A 15,771-nucleotide genomic window follows, 5' to 3' on the forward strand; every position below is an offset into this window, starting at 1 on the left:
CCAAGGGGAAAGGATAAGCCCCGGTCAGCCAGGTGTGCTCCGGTGTTCCGGATGCCACAGTTCCATGTGCCGGGCGTGGGTTTCGAGGTACGCCCCCGTCTGGAAGTGGGCGTCGTAAAATTCCAGATCCAGATGGTGGGCCTGCAGGTAGGTGAGGACGAACACCGAGGGCACCGTACCGGGAAATTTGCCGAAGCGATCGAAGATGTACTGGGCCATCAAGGCGACACAGGCTTTGAATTCGGCGCTGTGCACTTCGGCACTGGTGCGGATGCGGGACGACTCTTTCCAGGGACCGGGGGTGGCGGCGCAGAAAGGACCGCCCGGCCCGAACTTGCGCCGGGCAAAGGCTTCGACGGCGGCGGACATGTCCAGGTAGTGGGGTGGGCAAAAAGCTTCGAAGACGCCGGGAAGTCCAGTGGGATTGGGCAGCGACCAGTGCGGGTCGCTGTCGTAGCGAAACCCCAGGCCGGGCACCTCCGGATTGCCGCTCGCGCCGAGCATCGTCATGCGGTCGATGCCGTCGAACATCCAGCCTCCCAGACCCATCGCCTGCAGCATCAGCATCCCCGCGTAGCAACTGGTCGACAGTTCGGCGGTGCACTCAGTGAGCGAGTACTGCTCCATGTAGGTCAGCGGGAAAAGATTGTCCAGATCCACCAGATGCTTGAAGCGCTCCAGGCCCGGGATCTGTTCGCGATTGACGTCGTCGTGGATGCCGTAGCCGTTTTGCACCAGAAAGCAGAGGATGGCAATCAGGTGCTGGGCAATATCGCCTACCGGAACGAGCAGCAGAGTGCCCGGGCGGTTGACGCACCAGGTGTTGTGCCCTTCCATGTAGGGCTCGGCGGCCCGCAGGTGCAGGCGGCCGGCCGCGATCTTGCGGATGCGGCTTCTGTGAATCTCCAGAATCGCGTCTAGATCCACTTCAGTGATATCGCTGCTGTGCTCGGTGGTACCGAGGGAGAAGCGCCGGGCGCGGCGGCCAAATAGCGCTTCAAACAGCGGAAATTCGAGGGCTGTCTTGAGGCCGGGCAGATACGCGGCCGTTTCCCGATTCGGGGGGGATGCGATCATGGATTCCTCCTAGGCACAGGCAAAGGTTGGATCGGCGGACACCAAAGCTCAACCGACGGCCACCGGCTCGGCGACAGTGTTGTCGACAATGACCGGGCTTTCGAAGTAGAACACCGACGGCTCAGAACCGTACTGCTCGGCGATCTGGCGCAGCAGGCCGCCTGCATAAAAGCGCTCGGCCGCCTGACGCGACTCCCACAGGTAGACCCCGCCGCCGGTCGTGCCGTCTTCGGAGAGCAAAAAGTACTTGCGCACCAATCCCGGCACGCCGCGAAACTGCCCCGCCACCTGGGCAAAGAGGTCTTTGACCTCCGCGCGGGTTAGCGCTCTGGGTAGCGAAAACTGAACGATAGCCGTGATCATGGCCAGGCTCCAAAAAGAAACGATCCAGCGTGAAAATCAGCCGACAGAGACCACCCTTCGAATGGGTGGTCCGACACGTTCGCAAACGCTTGGTTTTTGTGGAGACTTTGTCGAAAAAAGTGCTTTGACAGCATTTCGAACGTGTGCGATCTATGCTCCACCTTCCGGTCTAGAGATTCAAGACTCCCGATACGGCAAAGGATTGAGCGCACGGCTTCACAGGGTGCTCCTTGGGTGAGTACGCCGCAGGTAGCCGAACGGATCGCAGCCGACAAAAGGGCATTTCCCCACAGCCGATCTGCTGCATGGGGTGGTTCGTAGTTTAAGCAGAGGCCAGACCGCTGCGGATTGCGCCGGAGATGCTTGGGGCTCGGTAATCGACTTTTTTGGCAGTGACGAGGAGTAACGGAACGACCGAACGGGTTGCAATCTCGGCGGAGAGGAAGTTTCCTCTCCGCTTTTGTGCTGTGTGGGCCAGTGCCCTTGCGCTTCGGCGCAATGTTCGCCAGTAGGGTGGGTCTGTCGCCATCGGCGGTTCGTAATCTTCTTCAGATGACAGTTGGGTCCAGTCACTTACTGCAATCAAAAGGAGAAAACGATGGAATGGCTAGATAACGCTCTGGACTCTGCCGAGCGCCTGGGTAACAAAGCCCTCGACAGCGTCACGCACTCGGCAAGAGCCATTGAAGATGAAATTGATTCCGACCACGACGGCAGCTTGATCGACAACTTCGTTCCGGATCTGGTCGGCAAGATTCCTGTGGTCGGTGAATTTGCCAAGGGAGCCCTGGAGCCGGTCGCCGAGGAACTGGGGGATATGACCACCGACATCCTGGGCACCCGCAATCAGGGTTTGTTTAGCGAAGAAGGCTCCTTCGACGCCGAAAAGTGTGAGGACGAGGACTACAAAGGCGACGGCCACTTCGATGGGTTCGGCCAGGCCATCAACGAAGAATTCGGAATCGGCGAAAACAACCCGGCCGATTTGCTCATCGGCTTCGGAGCTGCGACCACCCCGCTGGGTATCCTCAACCCGGGTCCCATCGCTCTGGGCATGGTCGCGAACGAATTGCGCGGTCGTGAAGATCCTTTCGAGCAGGACGGCAGCGACAGTTCGGGCATCTGGGCGGGCGAAGCCGAAGGGGGCGGGTCGCTCCCCGGCGCAGACGACGGTGCCTACGCATCGGATGAGACCGGCGCAGACTGGGGCGCGGGGGATTTTGTCGAAGAATACGACAACGGCCTGGTGCCGGAGGACGAGTACTAAACTTCGCCCCCGAAGCCGCGTCGGCCCATTTTTTTGCTTGTTGGTCGGTATCGACGGCGCCGGTTTCAACCGCCGGCGCCGTTTTTTCTCGTCGCAAGCCGAGGGCGGATCCATCGGATAACCGACGGCCCTCTGCGAAGGCCATAGGTGTCGCAGATGCTACCATTGGCCACAACCGAGGCGTGTTCACCATGGACCTCAAAGACTACATCCGCACCGTCCCCGATTTTCCCGAACCCGGCATTCTCTTTCGCGACATCACCACGCTGCTGCACGAACCCAAGGCCCTGCGCTACACCATCGACAGTCTGGCGGAACAGACTGGCTCCCTCGGTGCCGATTATGTCGTGGGCATCGAATCGCGGGGGTTCATGTTCGGTACGCCTCTGGCGATCAAACTGGACTGCGGCTTCGTGCCGGTGCGCAAACCCGGCAAGTTGCCGGCGGCAGTATTTAAAGAGGAATACACCCTCGAATACGGCAAGAACGCCCTCGAAATCCACCAGGACGCCTTTGCGGCCCCCAGCCGCGTGCTGGTGGTCGACGATTTGCTGGCCACCGGCGGGACCGCCGTCGCCGCCGCCCAACTGGTCGAGCGGGCCGGGGGTACAGTTGTGGGATTCGGATTTATCATAGAGCTAACCTTTCTCAATGGGCGCGCGAAACTGCCGGAGGGTCCTTCGGCAGTTGCTTTGGTCTCTTATTAATGTGAGAAAAGGGGTGGTGGGCGGTATGCATCTGGTCTCAGCCGAGTTCGAAACGCTCCAGCTTCCTGACTGGCTCAAAGATTGCCTGGATCATCCGCACGGCACCCAGGAGTGGACCACCGCCAACAGCGAGACGAGCCTGACCACACCGCGCACCGTGAGCCTCGATCGCGGCCTGATCGCCCGCGCCTTCGACTTTGCCTATCGCCTGCACACCGGTCAAAACCGCGCCTCGGGCGAACCTTATATCCTCCACCCGGTGCAGGTGGCGGGGATGCTGCGCGAATTGGGTTCCGACAGCGCGATGGTGGCGGCGGGTTTTTTGCACGACATCATCGAGGATACCGCCACCACCTCCGAAGACCTCGAACAGCTTTTCGGCGAACAGGTGCGGCTCCTGGTCGAAGGAGTGACCAAGCTCTCAAAATTTACCTTCGACAGCAAAGAAGAGCGCCAGGCCGAGAATTTCCGGCGCATGTTTTTGGCGATGGCCCAGGATATCCGCGTCATCGTCGTCAAGCTCGCCGACCGCCTGCACAACATGCGGACGCTCGATTTTCTGCCCACCCACAAGCAGCGTCGCATCGCCCAGGAGACGATGGACATCTTCGCGCCCCTGGCTAACCGCCTGGGTATCTGGCGCTTTAAGTGGGAACTCGAAGACCTCGCGTTCAAGTACCTCGATCCCGACGCCTATCGCCACATGCAGAAGCTCGTCTCCCAGAAGCGGGCCGAGCGCGAGCAATTTATCGATCAAGTCGTGCAGACCATCCGTGCCGAGATCGACCGCCAGCACATTCATGGCGAGATCACCGGTCGGCCGAAGCATCTGTGGGGCATTTACCAGAAGATGCAGCGCCAACAAAAAGAATTTCACGAAATTTATGATGTCTCGGCGGTGCGGATCATCGTCGAGCAGCAAGAGGAATGTTACCGGGCGCTGTCGATCGTCCATAACAAATTCCGCCCGATCCCCGGTCGCTTCAAAGATTACATCGGCCTGCCCAAACCAAACCGCTACCAGTCGCTGCACACGGCGGTGGTCGGCCCCGAGGGCAAGCCCCTCGAAGTGCAGATCCGCACGGTGGACATGCACCGCATCGCTGAGTACGGTATTGCCGCCCACTGGAAATACAAGGAGGCTGGCTCGGTAGTGGTAGCGAGCCAGGAAGAAAAATTTACCTGGCTCAGGCAACTGCTCGACTGGCAGAGCGATCTCAAAGACGCGGGCGAATACCTGGAGACGATCAAAGAAGATCTCTTCTATTCAGAAGTCTACGTCTTCACCCCAAAAGGCGATGTGGTCGAACTGCCGCGCGGCGGTACCCCCGTCGATTTTGCCTACCGTATCCACACCGAGGTGGGCAACCGCTGCGTGGGTGCTAAAGTCAACGACCGGATGGTGCCGCTCGATTCGCAACTCAAAAATGGCGACATCGTCGAGATTCTCACGTCCAAAAATTCCCACCCGAGCCTCGACTGGATCAATTTCGTCGTTACTTCTTCGGCCAAAAACCGCATCCGCCAGTGGTTCAAGCGCTCCACCCGCGAGCAGAACATCGAGCAGGGCCGCGACATGCTCGCCCGCGAACTGGGCAAGGGCAATCTCGAGAACCTGCTCAAATCCGACCGCATGCTCAAAGTCGCCCAAAGACTCAATTTCACCACCGTCGAGGATTTGCTCGCCGCCCTCGGGTACGGCGAGGTGACGCAGGCCAGCGTGCTCAACAAGCTCCAGGAGAGCACCCCGACCTCCACCCCGGCCGAAATGGTCGAACTGCCCACCCAGAAGAGCGCCGGGATGCCCACCCCGAGCGACAAACCGATCCTGGGCATCGAGGGGATACCCTACCATTTGGCCAAGTGTTGCAACCCGCTGCCCGGTGAACCGATCATCGGCGTCGTCACCCGCATCAACCGCAGCATCAGCATCCACCACCACGGTTGCCCGAACGCCACCAAAGTCGACCCCGACCAGTTGATTCCCGTTTCCTGGAACCGCAGCTATACCCAGCCGGGCCGCCCCCACACCTACCCGGTCGAGATCCAGGTAGAAGTGATCGACCGCATCGGTATGCTCAAGGATCTGCTCGATCGCCTCGCCAGCGAGCGCATCAACGTGCGCGACGCCCGGGTGAGCACCTACCCCAATTCGACGGCGATCGTAGACCTCAAAATCGACATCACCGGCAAGCAGCAACTCGATCAAGTCGCCGCCCAGATGGGCAAGATGGCCGACGTGCTCACCGTGCGCTGCCGCCACCGCCACCGGGAATAACCCGGCGCCGGCGTCCCGGGGCGTCCTCCTCCAGTCCTATGTCCTCGGGTAGAAAAACCGCCAGGCGGCCTATTCACACCGGCTCGTCGGATATCCTGTCTATAGACAAAATCCGGCATGTCCATGGTAAGACGCGGGACCCGCAGCGATTCGAGTTCAATATCGTCTGCCAGCCAAGACAAGCAACAGGACCGGCACCACCCCGCGCACGGGTGCCTGTCCGGCGGTGGAGAGATGGGCGCGCTGATGCGGGCGAAGGACTGGTCGGCCTCGCCCCTCGAAGCGCCCGATCACTGGCCGCAGAGCCTCAAGACAGCCCTGCGCATCTTGCTCACGTCGCGCTACGCGATGTGGATGGGCTGGGGGGAGCCGCTCACTTTCTTCTACAACGATGCCTACCGCCCGACGTTGGGCATCAAGCATCCCTGGGCGCTCGGCCACCCCGCACAGCAAGTCTGGAAGGAAATCTGGCGCGATATCGCTCCGCGCATCGAAACCGTACTCAAGACGGGCGAAGCCACTTACGACGAGGCGCTGTTGTTGTTTTTGGAGCGCAGCGGCTTTCCGGAGGAGACCTATCACACGTTTTCCTATAGCCCGCTGGCCGACGAAGCCGGTGAGGTCGCCGGCATGCTGTGCGTGGTCACCGAGGAGACCGAGCGCGTCATCGGCGAGCGCCGCATGGCGCTTTTGCGCGAGTTGGCCTCGGATCTGGCCGCGACGCAGACCCAGGAGGAAGTGTTCGCCGCCGTCCAGAGGCAGGTGGGCAAGTATTCAAAAGATCTGCCCTTTACGCTGATGTACCTGTTCGACAGCGACGCGGGCGGCCGGGCGCGGCTTGCGGCGGCCACGGGCATAGAAGCCAAACATCCGGGGGCGCGGCCGATCATCGACCCTGCAACCTACGGCGGACCCTGGTCGGCCCATAAGCTTTGGGAGGGAGCGCCGCCCATTTTACTGAACGATTTCGAGGGGCAATTGGGCGGGAATCCGCCGAGCGGAGGGTGGGACAAGCCGCCGCACCAGGTGAGCGTCGTCCCGATCAAAAGCCAGGGCCAGGAGCGGCCGGCCGGCTTTCTGGTCGCGGCACTCAATCCGTACCGCCGTTATGACGCCGAGTACGCAGGCTTTGTCGATCTTTTGACCGGTCAGATTGCCGCGGGTCTGGCCAATGCCCGGGCTTACGAGGCGGAGTGCCGCAGGGCCGAGGCGCTCGCCGAGATCGACCGCGCCAAGACCGTTTTTTTCTCCAACGTCAGCCACGAGTTCCGCACGCCGCTATCGCTGCTGCTTGGACCGCTGGAAGATGTGCTGGCCGGCGACGGTATTTCGGCACCGACGCGCGAACAATTGACCCTGGCCCAGCGCAACGGCAGGAGGCTCCTGAAGCTGGTCAATACGCTGTTGGATTTCAGCCGCATCGAGGCCGGCCGGATCCAGGCGAATTTTCTGCCCACCGACCTGGCCTCCCTCACGGCGCAACTGGTCTCGGTCTTCCGCTCGGCCGTCGAAAAGGCCGGTCTGCGCCTGGTGATCGACTGCCCGCCGCTCGCAGAAGCGGTCTATGTCGATCGCGACATGTGGGAGAAAATCGTCCTCAACCTGCTCTCGAACGCCTTCAAGTTCACCCTCCGGGGGCAAATCGCCGTCCGGCTGCGCCAGCAAACCGGTGAAGTGTGCCTGGAGCTCGAAGACACCGGGGTCGGCATTGCCGCCCACGAGTTGCCGCGCATCTTCGATCGCTTTCATCGGGTGGCGGGGGTGGCGGGGCGCTCCCACGAAGGTTCCGGCATCGGTTTGGCCCTGGTGGCCGAACTGGTCGAGATCCACGGCGGCAAGGTTTCGGTGCAAAGCGTTTCGGGCCGGGGCAGCACCTTCACCGTGCGGTTGCCCACCGGAACGGCCCACCTGCCTGCCGATCGCATTGGGGTGGCCCCAGGGCTCGCTTCCACCGCCGTCGCTGCCGACATCTTCGCCGATGAGGCAGCGCAGTGGACCAGCGGATGGCACGAAGAATGGCTCCCGCCACCTCCGAATCTTGCCCCGGACGCAGAGCAGCGAGCCCCCGACACTCCCCGTCCGTGCGTCCTGGTGGTCGATGACAACGCCGACATGCGGGCGTACATCGCGAACTTGCTTAAAGCTCACTACGAGGTCGTTCTGGCCGGCGACGGCGTCGAGGCGCTGGCCGCTGTCGAGCGCCGGATGCCGGATCTGGTGCTCACCGATGTGATGATGCCCCGGCTCGACGGCTTCGGTCTGCTGGCCGCTTTGCGGACGGACGAGCGCACCCGCGCACTGCCGGTGATTGTCCTGTCGGCACGGGCCGGGGAGGAGGCCACGCTCGCGGGCCTGGAAAGGGGAGCGGACGATTATCTGAGCAAACCGTTTGCCGCTCGGGAATTGTTGGGGCGGGTGAAGGCCAATCTGGAACTTTCGCGATTGCGCGGAGAGACTGCCCGCCTGTTGCACGCCTCCGAGGAGCGCGCCCGCTTGGCCATCCGGGTAGGAAGGCTCGGGACCTGGCGCTTCGTTCCGACAAGCGGCGTGGCCACCATGGACGAGCGGATGCGCGAAATCTGGGGCGAGCCGGAGGATACTTTCCAACTATCCCTGGCGCAGGCGATGGAGCGCATCCACCCGGCCGACCGGGAGCGCGTGTCCCAGGCGGTCGACGCGGCGCTCGATCCGGCCTCGGCGGGCACCCTCGAAATCGACTACCGCATCGTCTGGCCCAACGGAAGCGAGCGCTGGGTCTCAGCCAACGGGCAGGTGTTCTTTGAGCAGACAGAAGCGGGGAGCAGGCGGGCGGTCGATTTTATCGGCACCGCCCTGGATATCACCGAACGCAAGCGCATCGAGCAGGCGCTCGCCGGGAGCGAACAGCGCTACCGCCTGCTGGCCGAGTCGATCCCGCAGCTGGTGTGGACGGCCGATGTCGGCGGGACGCTTTTGGATGTCAACGGGCGGTGGTCCCAGTACACCGGGTTCACCCTCGAACAGGTCAAAAAGTCCGGTTGGGAGTCGGTGGTGCATCCGGAGGACGTGCCGGGTTTGCGGCGGCAATGGACAGCGGCGATCAAAGCCGTCGCCGCCTATCGGGCCGAGGGACGCATGCGGCGCACGGACGGAACTTACCGCTGGCACCTCCACCAGGCCATGCCGTTAATGGACGGGGAGGGCCGCATTCTCAAGTGGTTCGGCACGGCGACCGACATCGAGGAGCGCAAGCAGCTGGAGGCTGAGCGCGAACAACTGCTCGAGCGCGCCGAGCAGGCCCGGGAGGCGGCCGAAGCCGCCAACCGCACCAAAGACGAATTTTTGGCCATCCTCGGGCACGAGTTGCGCACGCCGCTCAATCCGATCATCGGCTGGACCCAGATGCTCCGGCGCGGGAAGGTCGGCCCGGACAAACACGATCAGGCCCTGGAGATCATCGAGCGCAATGCCCGGCTGCAGACGCAACTGATCGACGACCTGCTCGATGTTTCGCGGATCATGCGCGGTTCCTTGCGCATTGCCCCCCAGCCCATAACGCTGGCCGCCATCGTTGTTTGCGCCCTCGAAGCGGTGCGTGGACTGGCAGAACAAAAACAAGTGCAGCTATTCGAACAGCTGCGGACGACAGCCCCGCTCAGCGCCGATCCGACCCGCCTGCAGCAGGTGGTGTGGAACCTACTCACCAATGCCGTCAAGTTCACCCCGGCCGGAGGACAGGTTCAGGTACGGCTGGAGTCGGGCGGGGGGATGGCCCGGCTCACCATCAGCGATACCGGCGTGGGCATCCCCGCCGAATTTTTGCCGCACCTGTTCGAGCGTTTCCGGCAGGCGGATACCAAGAGCACGCGCGAACAAAAAGGTTTGGGGTTGGGCCTGTTCATCGTACGCCACATCGTCGAAGCCCACGGCGGCACGGTGCAGGCCGAGAGCGAAGGCGAAGGCAAAGGAGCCGCTTTCACCGTCGTGCTGCCCCTTGGGGGCGAGGCCCAGCGGCAAGCCAAGCCGTGAGCGGCACCGGTGGAAAGCGAAAGACATGGCTTTTCTCACCATCGGCTTCCCTTGGCCGGATACTGCCTCTGTGGGTAATCCAGGGACGTATGGCTGCACGGATCTATGTCTATGGGCAGAAGCATCGGCCGTACTCGTGGCAGAGATTGGAAGTCTCAAATCGGCCGTAGGATGGCGGAGCACAGGCGCGAGTGCTCGCCTCGTTTGCTGAATTTAGCCACTTATGTCAATCGCTGTCGGGGGTCCGACGGCCGACTCTGCAGAACAAACGGTCCAACGGTGTGGACATCGGTGCCCGGCAGGACATCGGAGCGTTCCGCACTCCTGCCTAACGCCTCTCAATACCCAATTTCGAGGAAACCGACCATGAGTTATGTTGACCAACCGGGTCCCGGTCGCGTGGTCCCTGCTCAGCCAGTGACCACCCAGGTGATCGAGTATCACGACCGCGTACGCTGGGGGCCGATCGTCGCCGGCCTGGTGGTGGCCATCGGCACCCAATTGGTGCTCAGTTCGCTGGGCGCGGCCCTGGGATTGAGCGCCATCGCCACCTCGGACGCCCCCCGCTCCAGCAGCGACGACATCGGCAGTGCCATCGGCATCTGGACGATTTTGAGCCTGTTCGCTTCGCTGTTCGCCGGCGGCTGGGTGACTGCGCGCACCAGCGGTCCGATCACCCGCAACGGTGCATTGCTCAACGGCGCCATTCTCTGGGCCACGACTTTGGCTCTGGGATCGTATTTGCTCGCGAGCGGCGTCTCGGGAGCTTTGGGTGTGCTGGGCACCAACCCGGATCTCACCGACCGCGCAGGGCGCAACATCCCGAACCAACTGCCCAAAGTGAGTGCCGATCAGGCCCGCGACATCGCCGGCAATGCCGCGCGGGGCGGCTGGTCCTTTGCGATCGGCGCGCTGCTCGGCCTGGGAGCCGCCCTCGGCGGCGCCTTTGTCGGTTCGAAAGACAACCGTATCGTCGACGAACGTGGGCGTTGAGCTTGACGGTCAAATCCCCGTCCCCAGACCTGATATCGAATCCGGATGAACAAGTCTGGCTGGGCGAAGGTTCCAGGTGTGAGGTGTCAGGATGCACTGCTGACACCTCACATCGTCTAAGCGTGACCATACGAATGGAGCCGATGTGATACGTTCACCTGTGAACTTTGCAAGGACAGTCCGGAGAACTTGAATTCGTTCGTGAGGATTCCTGCACTCAGAGACGCTCGCACAGATCCGCATGGAAGCGGCTTCGGCAGGGAAAGCAACAGTCTATCAAAACTGTAGCTACTGTTATTTCATCGGACTTGGAGACAACTCTTGATTGACACTTCCCGCATGTCAAAATGTTTATCTATATATATCCACTCAAAATTTAACCGTGCATTCATCGGTTCGCTCTTGATGGAAATTGTCGAGCTTTATCGCTGATAGAGATACGTGCGTCGGGCAGAACAAACAAGGAGGGCACAGGCGCAATTGTGTGCAGAGCGAACTATAGATATTTTTTGCTGTGCGAACATGCTCCGCCGATCGAGGTAAAGGGGTCGCTGCAAAGGCCATCCTAGGGAGGAGGTAAATAGCTGCACCTCAGTGCAAGACTGTTGTTCAGGATGAACTTTTCCCCTTGGTGCCCTCTTTTTTTGTGGCTTTGCCCACTGGATTGGTTGCATCCCTAAACATTTCGCCCACGACATTACGGAGTAAAAACATGCAAAGTGCCAATCTGCCCCCAACCGCCAACGCAACGGTTGCCGGCTTGTTCAACGACCGCCGCAGTGCGGATGTGGCCGTTCGGGAGTTGCAGGCCGCCGGTTTTGCAGGCAATCAGATCGAGCAGTTTTTTGCGCCACAGGGCGCAAAAGCCAACGAAGGCGGCTTTTTTGATTCAATAGCCGGCTTTTTTGGGGACACTTCCGCACGCGGGAGTGTCCAGGCAGCGCCAAACGCCTACGATCGCTTAGTAGCAATGGGCCTCGATGCGGACGACGCCCAAGAACTTCAAGACCGCATTGAAGGCGGCGGTGTGCTCGTACTTCTGCGCGCCGGCAACAAGGCGATGGAGGCTCTTGAGGTTCTCAAGCGCAACGGTGCCTCCCCGGCCCAGTTGGACCTGCAGGGCGACACCGCCCCCGTACCCGACGCGAAGCGTCAGGCCGTTGACACGACTACCGAGGCGCCTCAGCGCATTCAACTGCTCAAGGAAGTGCTGCGCGTCAACAAAGAGCGCGTGAAGAGCGGCGAAATCCGCCTGCGCAAGGAAGTCGTCTCCGAAACGCAAACAGTCGAGGTGCCACTCATGCACGAGGAAGTCGTCATTGAGCGCCGCACGGTTACGGATGGGGAAGCGGCCGTCGGCGAAATCGGCTCTGGTGAGACCATCCGGGTGCCCGTCAGCGAGGAGCGGGTCATCGTCGACAAGCGCGCCGTGGTTTCTGAGGAAGTCACCGTCGGCAAGCGCGATGTCCAGGAAACCGAGCAGGTCACCGATACCGTCCGGCACGAAGAGCTGCGCACGGACACCGAGGGTGAGGTAATTATGGACAGCGAAAAACGGCGTGTTCCCCCTGCCAAATAACCCTATGCATCAAGACCGCGCCTCTTGGCGCGGTCTTGAACCGTAGACGCTGTAGGCAGCAGCAGGCACAGCGGAGGCCCTTCGCCCGGCGACTCGCTGCTGTTCTACGCATAATCGAGAAGAAAATGACTTCGTTGGAAGATCATGAAGCAGCGAAAAGCTACGGCGATGTCCAACTGCCGTCGTCGCAAGCGGTGGGTCAGCGGCTTATTGCCGGCTTGTTCGCCAAGCGCGAAGCCGCCGAACAGGCAGTCAGAGATTTGCAAGAAGCCGGCTTTGGCGAGGAGCAGATCGGTGTGGCGTTTCCTGGTGAGTCGGCCGCGTCGGATTCTAAGCAATTTCAGGATCTGCCCACAGTCACGGCCACAGGTGGCGCGGTCGGCGGCGGTGTGTTGGGTGGATTGTTGGGACTGCTTGCCGGTATCGGTGTTCTGAGTGTGCCGGGGGTCGGTCCGATGGTCGCCGGAGGTTTGCTGGCCTCCGTGTTTGCCGGGTTGGGTCTTGGAGCGGCCGGCGGCAGTTTGTTGGGCGCTTTGGTCGGCACCGGTTTTTCGGAGGCGGAAGCGCAACACTTGGAGAGCGGTGTACGCTCCGGAGCTTCACTGGTGACGATACGCTCCGGCGGCAGGGTTCTAGAAGCACTTGCCATTCTTGAGAGAAACGGCGCGGATACGGGGCCGAGAGCAGTATCGCAGCCACCGTTGCCCTTTTCTGCTGCAGAAGCCCCCTTCATCGAGACCGATTCACCGAAGCAGGAGCGCTTGGAGCTGCTTACAGAACGGGCTTTTATCCGCAAGGAGAGAGTTTATTTAGGCGAGATTACGGTGCGCAAGGAGACGATTACAGAGCTCAGGACCATTGAGGTTCCCGTCACGCGGGAGGAGCTGGTGGTTGAGCGCCGTCCTACGACCGAATCGGGTGCGGTGGCGCCGGTGGAGGAGGTGGTACGGATTGTCCTGAGCGAGGAGCAAGTCTCCTATCAGACTAGAAAAGTCCTCAAAGAAGCAGTCTCGATTGAGTGGCACACCACCATCGAGAAGAAGCAGATTGAGGTGACTCTGCAGCGTGAAGAACTGCGATTCGATGTCGAAGGTAAAGCGCGGGTCGGTACCGTTGACATTCCTGAAGCCGGCGAAGTGGATTCTGCTTCAGTCTAGTCTGCCGCCGATTAGCAGCCTGGGAAACGCGTCTCAAGCGGTTTTCGCGGCTTGGAACCACCAAGGGCCCCTCAAGATATGTCCTGGGACATGCCTTGGCTCTTTCCAAGGAAGTGTGTGATTGACTCCGTGGTTGCCTATTCTCGATGTGAAAGTAGATCAGCAAGGAGCAACAATATCTGTATGGAAAGTCAGGAAATGTCCGTCGACGGCAACCCTTCTCTGTCCAACCCCGACAGTGGTGAAGGCAGCGCTGTGGTTGACAATGCGGAGCAAAGCAAGGATAGTAGGCAATCGCAGGCGAAAGAGAAACTTGATGGTGCGCTCAACGATACTTCGGATAAGCTCCGCAATCTGGCCCAGAAGGTTGAAGACTACGGCCGTGGGGCAAGTGAAAACGTGGGACAAGCCACCGAGAAAGTCTCCGAGCAGCTTAACCGCGGTGCGCAAGCGCTTCAAGGGACCAGCGTCGATAGGCTCCTGGAACAGTTTCAGGATGTCATTAAACGCCAACCCCTTACAAGTATCGGTATCGCACTCGGCGTCGGTTATTTCCTCTCCCGCATCGCAAAAAGGTAAGTAAAGCATACGCCTGCTTGCAACGCACGAAGGTCGGTAACGAAATGCAGCATCAAAAAGCCAAGCAAGATCGTATGTTCTCAAAACCGGAAATGCCGGCAGACAGTTCACAAACACCGGCATAAAAATCCAGCCGCAGTCGAGGAGAAATATGAACGTCAAGTCATGGATTTATCGTAACCCCTTGCAGTTCACGGGTATCGCCGTGGTTGCAGGTGTTTTAGCAGGTTTGGCTCTACCCGCGTGGCAACGCGAAGAGCGCGGACCATCCCCGTCGAGCGCGCGCACCAAGCAGCCGGAACGAGAGAAAGAATTAATAGAAAAAACTGGCAAAAACACCCTTGTCGCCTCGGTGATGTCCAATCTAGCGACCCTGGCATTGCGCGAGGGTTCTAGATATGTGACTCGTCGCTTCTTCGGCAGTTCTCGGTAGAACAGTAACCGAAAGACGCAAGCGATCCTTATCTGTACCCCGGCCTTCCTCCAAACGGCCGGGGTACCTTTTCACGTGATGTCCGTTCGATTTTTGCTTTTAAGCTGAACGGTACGCACGGGCGAGAGTCTGACGGGCCGATGGTCTACGGTGCTTTCTCACTGCCCCCACCCGGGGTGGCGGCTTCGGCCGGGCGGCTCTCGTCGCGGGGGGTATTGCGCAATTGCACCGGCTGCGGTGCCGCTTTGCCGCGCAGGCGCAAATTAAGCATTTCCACCCCCACCGAGAAGGCCATGGCGAAGTAGGTGTAGCCCTTGGGGATGTGCTGACCAAAGCCGTCGGCAAGCAAATTCACGCCGATGAGTACCAGGAAGGCGAGCGCCAGCATCTTGATGGTTGGATGTCGATCGACGAAGTCGCTGATAATGTTGACGAAGGCGAGCATAAAGAGCACTGCGACCACCACCGCGGCGATCATCACCTCCAGCCGCTCGGCCAGACCCACCGCCGTAATCACCGAGTCGAGGGAGAATACCAAATCGATGATCATGATCTGGATGAGCACCGAAGCATAGGAGGCGGCCGGACCCACCTTGGCGTGCTCCTCCTCCCCTTCGAGCTTGTTGTGAATTTCGAAGGTGGCTTTGCCGATGAGAAACAGACCGCCGCCGATGAGAATCAGGTCCCGCCCGGAAAATTCGAATCCCAATAGCCCGAACAACGGTTGGGTGAGGGTGGCAAGCCAGCTGATCGAGAAGAGCAACAGGATGCGCGAGCCGAGGGCCAGCAACAGACCGATTTGCCGGGCGGACGCCTGCTGCTCTTTGGGCAGCTTGCTCGCCAGAATCGAGATAAAGACGATGTTATCGATACCTAGAACAATTTCCAGCACCGCCAGGGTGAGAAAACTGATCCACGTGTTCGGATCCGATAGCCATTCCATAGAAAACTGTCCTGCTTGAGTGCCAACCTGGCTTTAGCGCCAACTATATCCACTGTGCAGGTGCGCTTGTCGGGACGGATCTACCCGAAGGAGCAGCCTGCCCCTGAGCACTAGGGAGAGGGCAGACCCCCGGATCCTCCCGGCAGCCCGCGACCTGCACCCAAAAACCAGGGGCGGTACCGGTGGTACCGCCCCTGGTGAGCCGTTTGCAACCGGTTGACTTAGACCTGACGCCCCCGGAAGTACCACAGGGCGATCACCGCCGGACCGGCCAACATGATAAGCGTGAGCAAAAGCAGGCTGATGAGCGTGTTCATCGGGTTCCTCCAGGCCAACCAACTGCGAATGATGAGACTATCTTAAGCGCGGCGGGACATTTAGAATCAG

13 protein-coding genes are annotated in these 15,771 nt (G+C 60.6%); 9 read left to right on the top strand and 4 right to left on the bottom strand.

Annotated features, from left to right (window positions below; translation table 11 throughout):
• Positions 1–24: 24 nt before the first annotated feature.
• Positions 25–1,077: a hypothetical protein gene (locus tag GLL_RS14140; protein WP_011142738.1), complete on the bottom strand. Its 1,053-nt coding sequence runs from the start codon at positions 1,075–1,077 to the stop codon at positions 25–27.
• A gap of 48 nt (positions 1,078–1,125) precedes the next feature.
• The gene (locus tag GLL_RS14145; protein WP_011142739.1) at positions 1,126–1,440 is read right to left on the bottom strand and encodes a YdhR family protein; all 315 of its coding nucleotides are present in this window, start codon (positions 1,438–1,440) and stop codon (positions 1,126–1,128) included.
• 598 nt (positions 1,441–2,038) lie between these two features.
• Between GLL_RS14145 and GLL_RS14150 the strand changes: the two genes are divergently transcribed.
• The 9 genes from GLL_RS14150 (at position 2,039) to GLL_RS14190 (ending at position 14,441) form a co-directional block, all read left to right on the top strand.
• Positions 2,039–2,707 (top strand): hypothetical protein, encoded by a 669-nt coding sequence (locus GLL_RS14150; RefSeq protein WP_011142740.1) that lies wholly within the window; start codon positions 2,039–2,041, stop codon positions 2,705–2,707.
• A gap of 191 nt (positions 2,708–2,898) precedes the next feature.
• Positions 2,899–3,414 carry an adenine phosphoribosyltransferase gene (locus GLL_RS14155; RefSeq protein WP_011142741.1) on the top strand — a complete coding sequence of 172 codons (516 nt, stop codon included), beginning with the start codon at positions 2,899–2,901 and terminating at the stop codon, positions 3,412–3,414.
• 25 nt (positions 3,415–3,439) lie between these two features.
• Positions 3,440–5,692, top strand: a complete 2,253-nt coding sequence (locus GLL_RS14160; protein ID WP_164929091.1) for a RelA/SpoT family protein — start codon at positions 3,440–3,442, stop codon at positions 5,690–5,692.
• A 234-nt stretch (positions 5,693–5,926) separates the two neighbouring features.
• Entirely contained in the window at positions 5,927–9,700 is a 3,774-nt protein-coding gene (locus tag GLL_RS14165) for an ATP-binding protein (protein ID WP_164929092.1), read from the top strand.
• A gap of 366 nt (positions 9,701–10,066) precedes the next feature.
• A complete protein-coding gene (locus GLL_RS14170) occupies positions 10,067–10,693 on the top strand; it encodes a hypothetical protein (RefSeq protein ID WP_164929093.1) in 627 nt (208 codons plus the stop codon).
• 712 nt (positions 10,694–11,405) lie between these two features.
• The gene (locus GLL_RS14175) at positions 11,406–12,272 is read left to right on the top strand and encodes a YsnF/AvaK domain-containing protein (protein ID WP_164929094.1); all 867 of its coding nucleotides are present in this window, start codon (positions 11,406–11,408) and stop codon (positions 12,270–12,272) included.
• A gap of 125 nt (positions 12,273–12,397) precedes the next feature.
• Positions 12,398–13,429 carry a YsnF/AvaK domain-containing protein gene (locus GLL_RS14180; RefSeq protein WP_164929095.1) on the top strand — a complete coding sequence of 344 codons (1,032 nt, stop codon included), beginning with the start codon at positions 12,398–12,400 and terminating at the stop codon, positions 13,427–13,429.
• Positions 13,430–13,612: 183 nt separating this feature from the next.
• On the top strand, positions 13,613–14,008 hold the full coding sequence (locus GLL_RS14185) for a hypothetical protein (protein WP_011142747.1): 396 nt from the start codon (positions 13,613–13,615) through the stop codon (positions 14,006–14,008).
• 151 nt (positions 14,009–14,159) lie between these two features.
• Positions 14,160–14,441, top strand: a complete 282-nt coding sequence (locus GLL_RS14190; RefSeq protein ID WP_164929096.1) for a hypothetical protein — start codon at positions 14,160–14,162, stop codon at positions 14,439–14,441.
• 145 nt (positions 14,442–14,586) lie between these two features.
• On the opposite strand, the gene GLL_RS14195 is transcribed toward GLL_RS14190, so the two are convergent.
• Together GLL_RS14195 and psb30 are read right to left on the bottom strand one after the other, a co-directional pair.
• On the bottom strand, positions 14,587–15,384 hold the full coding sequence (locus tag GLL_RS14195; RefSeq protein WP_011142748.1) for a TerC family protein: 798 nt from the start codon (positions 15,382–15,384) through the stop codon (positions 14,587–14,589).
• Between the two features lie 221 nt (positions 15,385–15,605).
• Positions 15,606–15,701, bottom strand: coding sequence for a photosystem II reaction center protein Ycf12/Psb30 (gene psb30 / locus GLL_RS14200; RefSeq protein WP_164929097.1), 96 nt, complete (start codon positions 15,699–15,701; stop codon positions 15,606–15,608).
• Positions 15,702–15,771 lie beyond the last annotated feature (70 nt).

Origin of the sequence: Gloeobacter violaceus PCC 7421 (assembly GCF_000011385.1) — a bacterium.
GTDB lineage: Bacteria > Cyanobacteriota > Cyanobacteriia > Gloeobacterales > Gloeobacteraceae > Gloeobacter > Gloeobacter violaceus.

Bases quoted from the DNA above. Each gene is read 5' to 3' on its own strand.
- GLL_RS14165 (WP_164929092.1), top strand. From the start codon at position 5,927: ATGGGCGCGCTGATGCGGGCGAAGGACTGGTCGGCCTCGCCCCTCGAA.
- GLL_RS14145 (WP_011142739.1), bottom strand. From the start codon at position 1,440: ATGATCACGGCTATCGTTCAGTTTTCGCTACCCAGAGCGCTAACCCGC.
- GLL_RS14175 (WP_164929094.1), top strand. From the start codon at position 11,406: ATGCAAAGTGCCAATCTGCCCCCAACCGCCAACGCAACGGTTGCCGGC.
- GLL_RS14170 (WP_164929093.1), top strand. From the start codon at position 10,067: ATGAGTTATGTTGACCAACCGGGTCCCGGTCGCGTGGTCCCTGCTCAG.
- GLL_RS14185 (WP_011142747.1), top strand. From the start codon at position 13,613: ATGGAAAGTCAGGAAATGTCCGTCGACGGCAACCCTTCTCTGTCCAAC.
- GLL_RS14140 (WP_011142738.1), bottom strand. From the start codon at position 1,077: ATGATCGCATCCCCCCCGAATCGGGAAACGGCCGCGTATCTGCCCGGC.
- GLL_RS14195 (WP_011142748.1), bottom strand. From the start codon at position 15,384: ATGGAATGGCTATCGGATCCGAACACGTGGATCAGTTTTCTCACCCTG.
- GLL_RS14150 (WP_011142740.1), top strand. From the start codon at position 2,039: ATGGAATGGCTAGATAACGCTCTGGACTCTGCCGAGCGCCTGGGTAAC.
- GLL_RS14190 (WP_164929096.1), top strand. From the start codon at position 14,160: ATGAACGTCAAGTCATGGATTTATCGTAACCCCTTGCAGTTCACGGGT.
- GLL_RS14155 (WP_011142741.1), top strand. From the start codon at position 2,899: ATGGACCTCAAAGACTACATCCGCACCGTCCCCGATTTTCCCGAACCC.
- psb30 (WP_164929097.1), bottom strand. From the start codon at position 15,701: ATGAACACGCTCATCAGCCTGCTTTTGCTCACGCTTATCATGTTGGCC.
- GLL_RS14160 (WP_164929091.1), top strand. From the start codon at position 3,440: ATGCATCTGGTCTCAGCCGAGTTCGAAACGCTCCAGCTTCCTGACTGG.
- GLL_RS14180 (WP_164929095.1), top strand. From the start codon at position 12,398: ATGACTTCGTTGGAAGATCATGAAGCAGCGAAAAGCTACGGCGATGTC.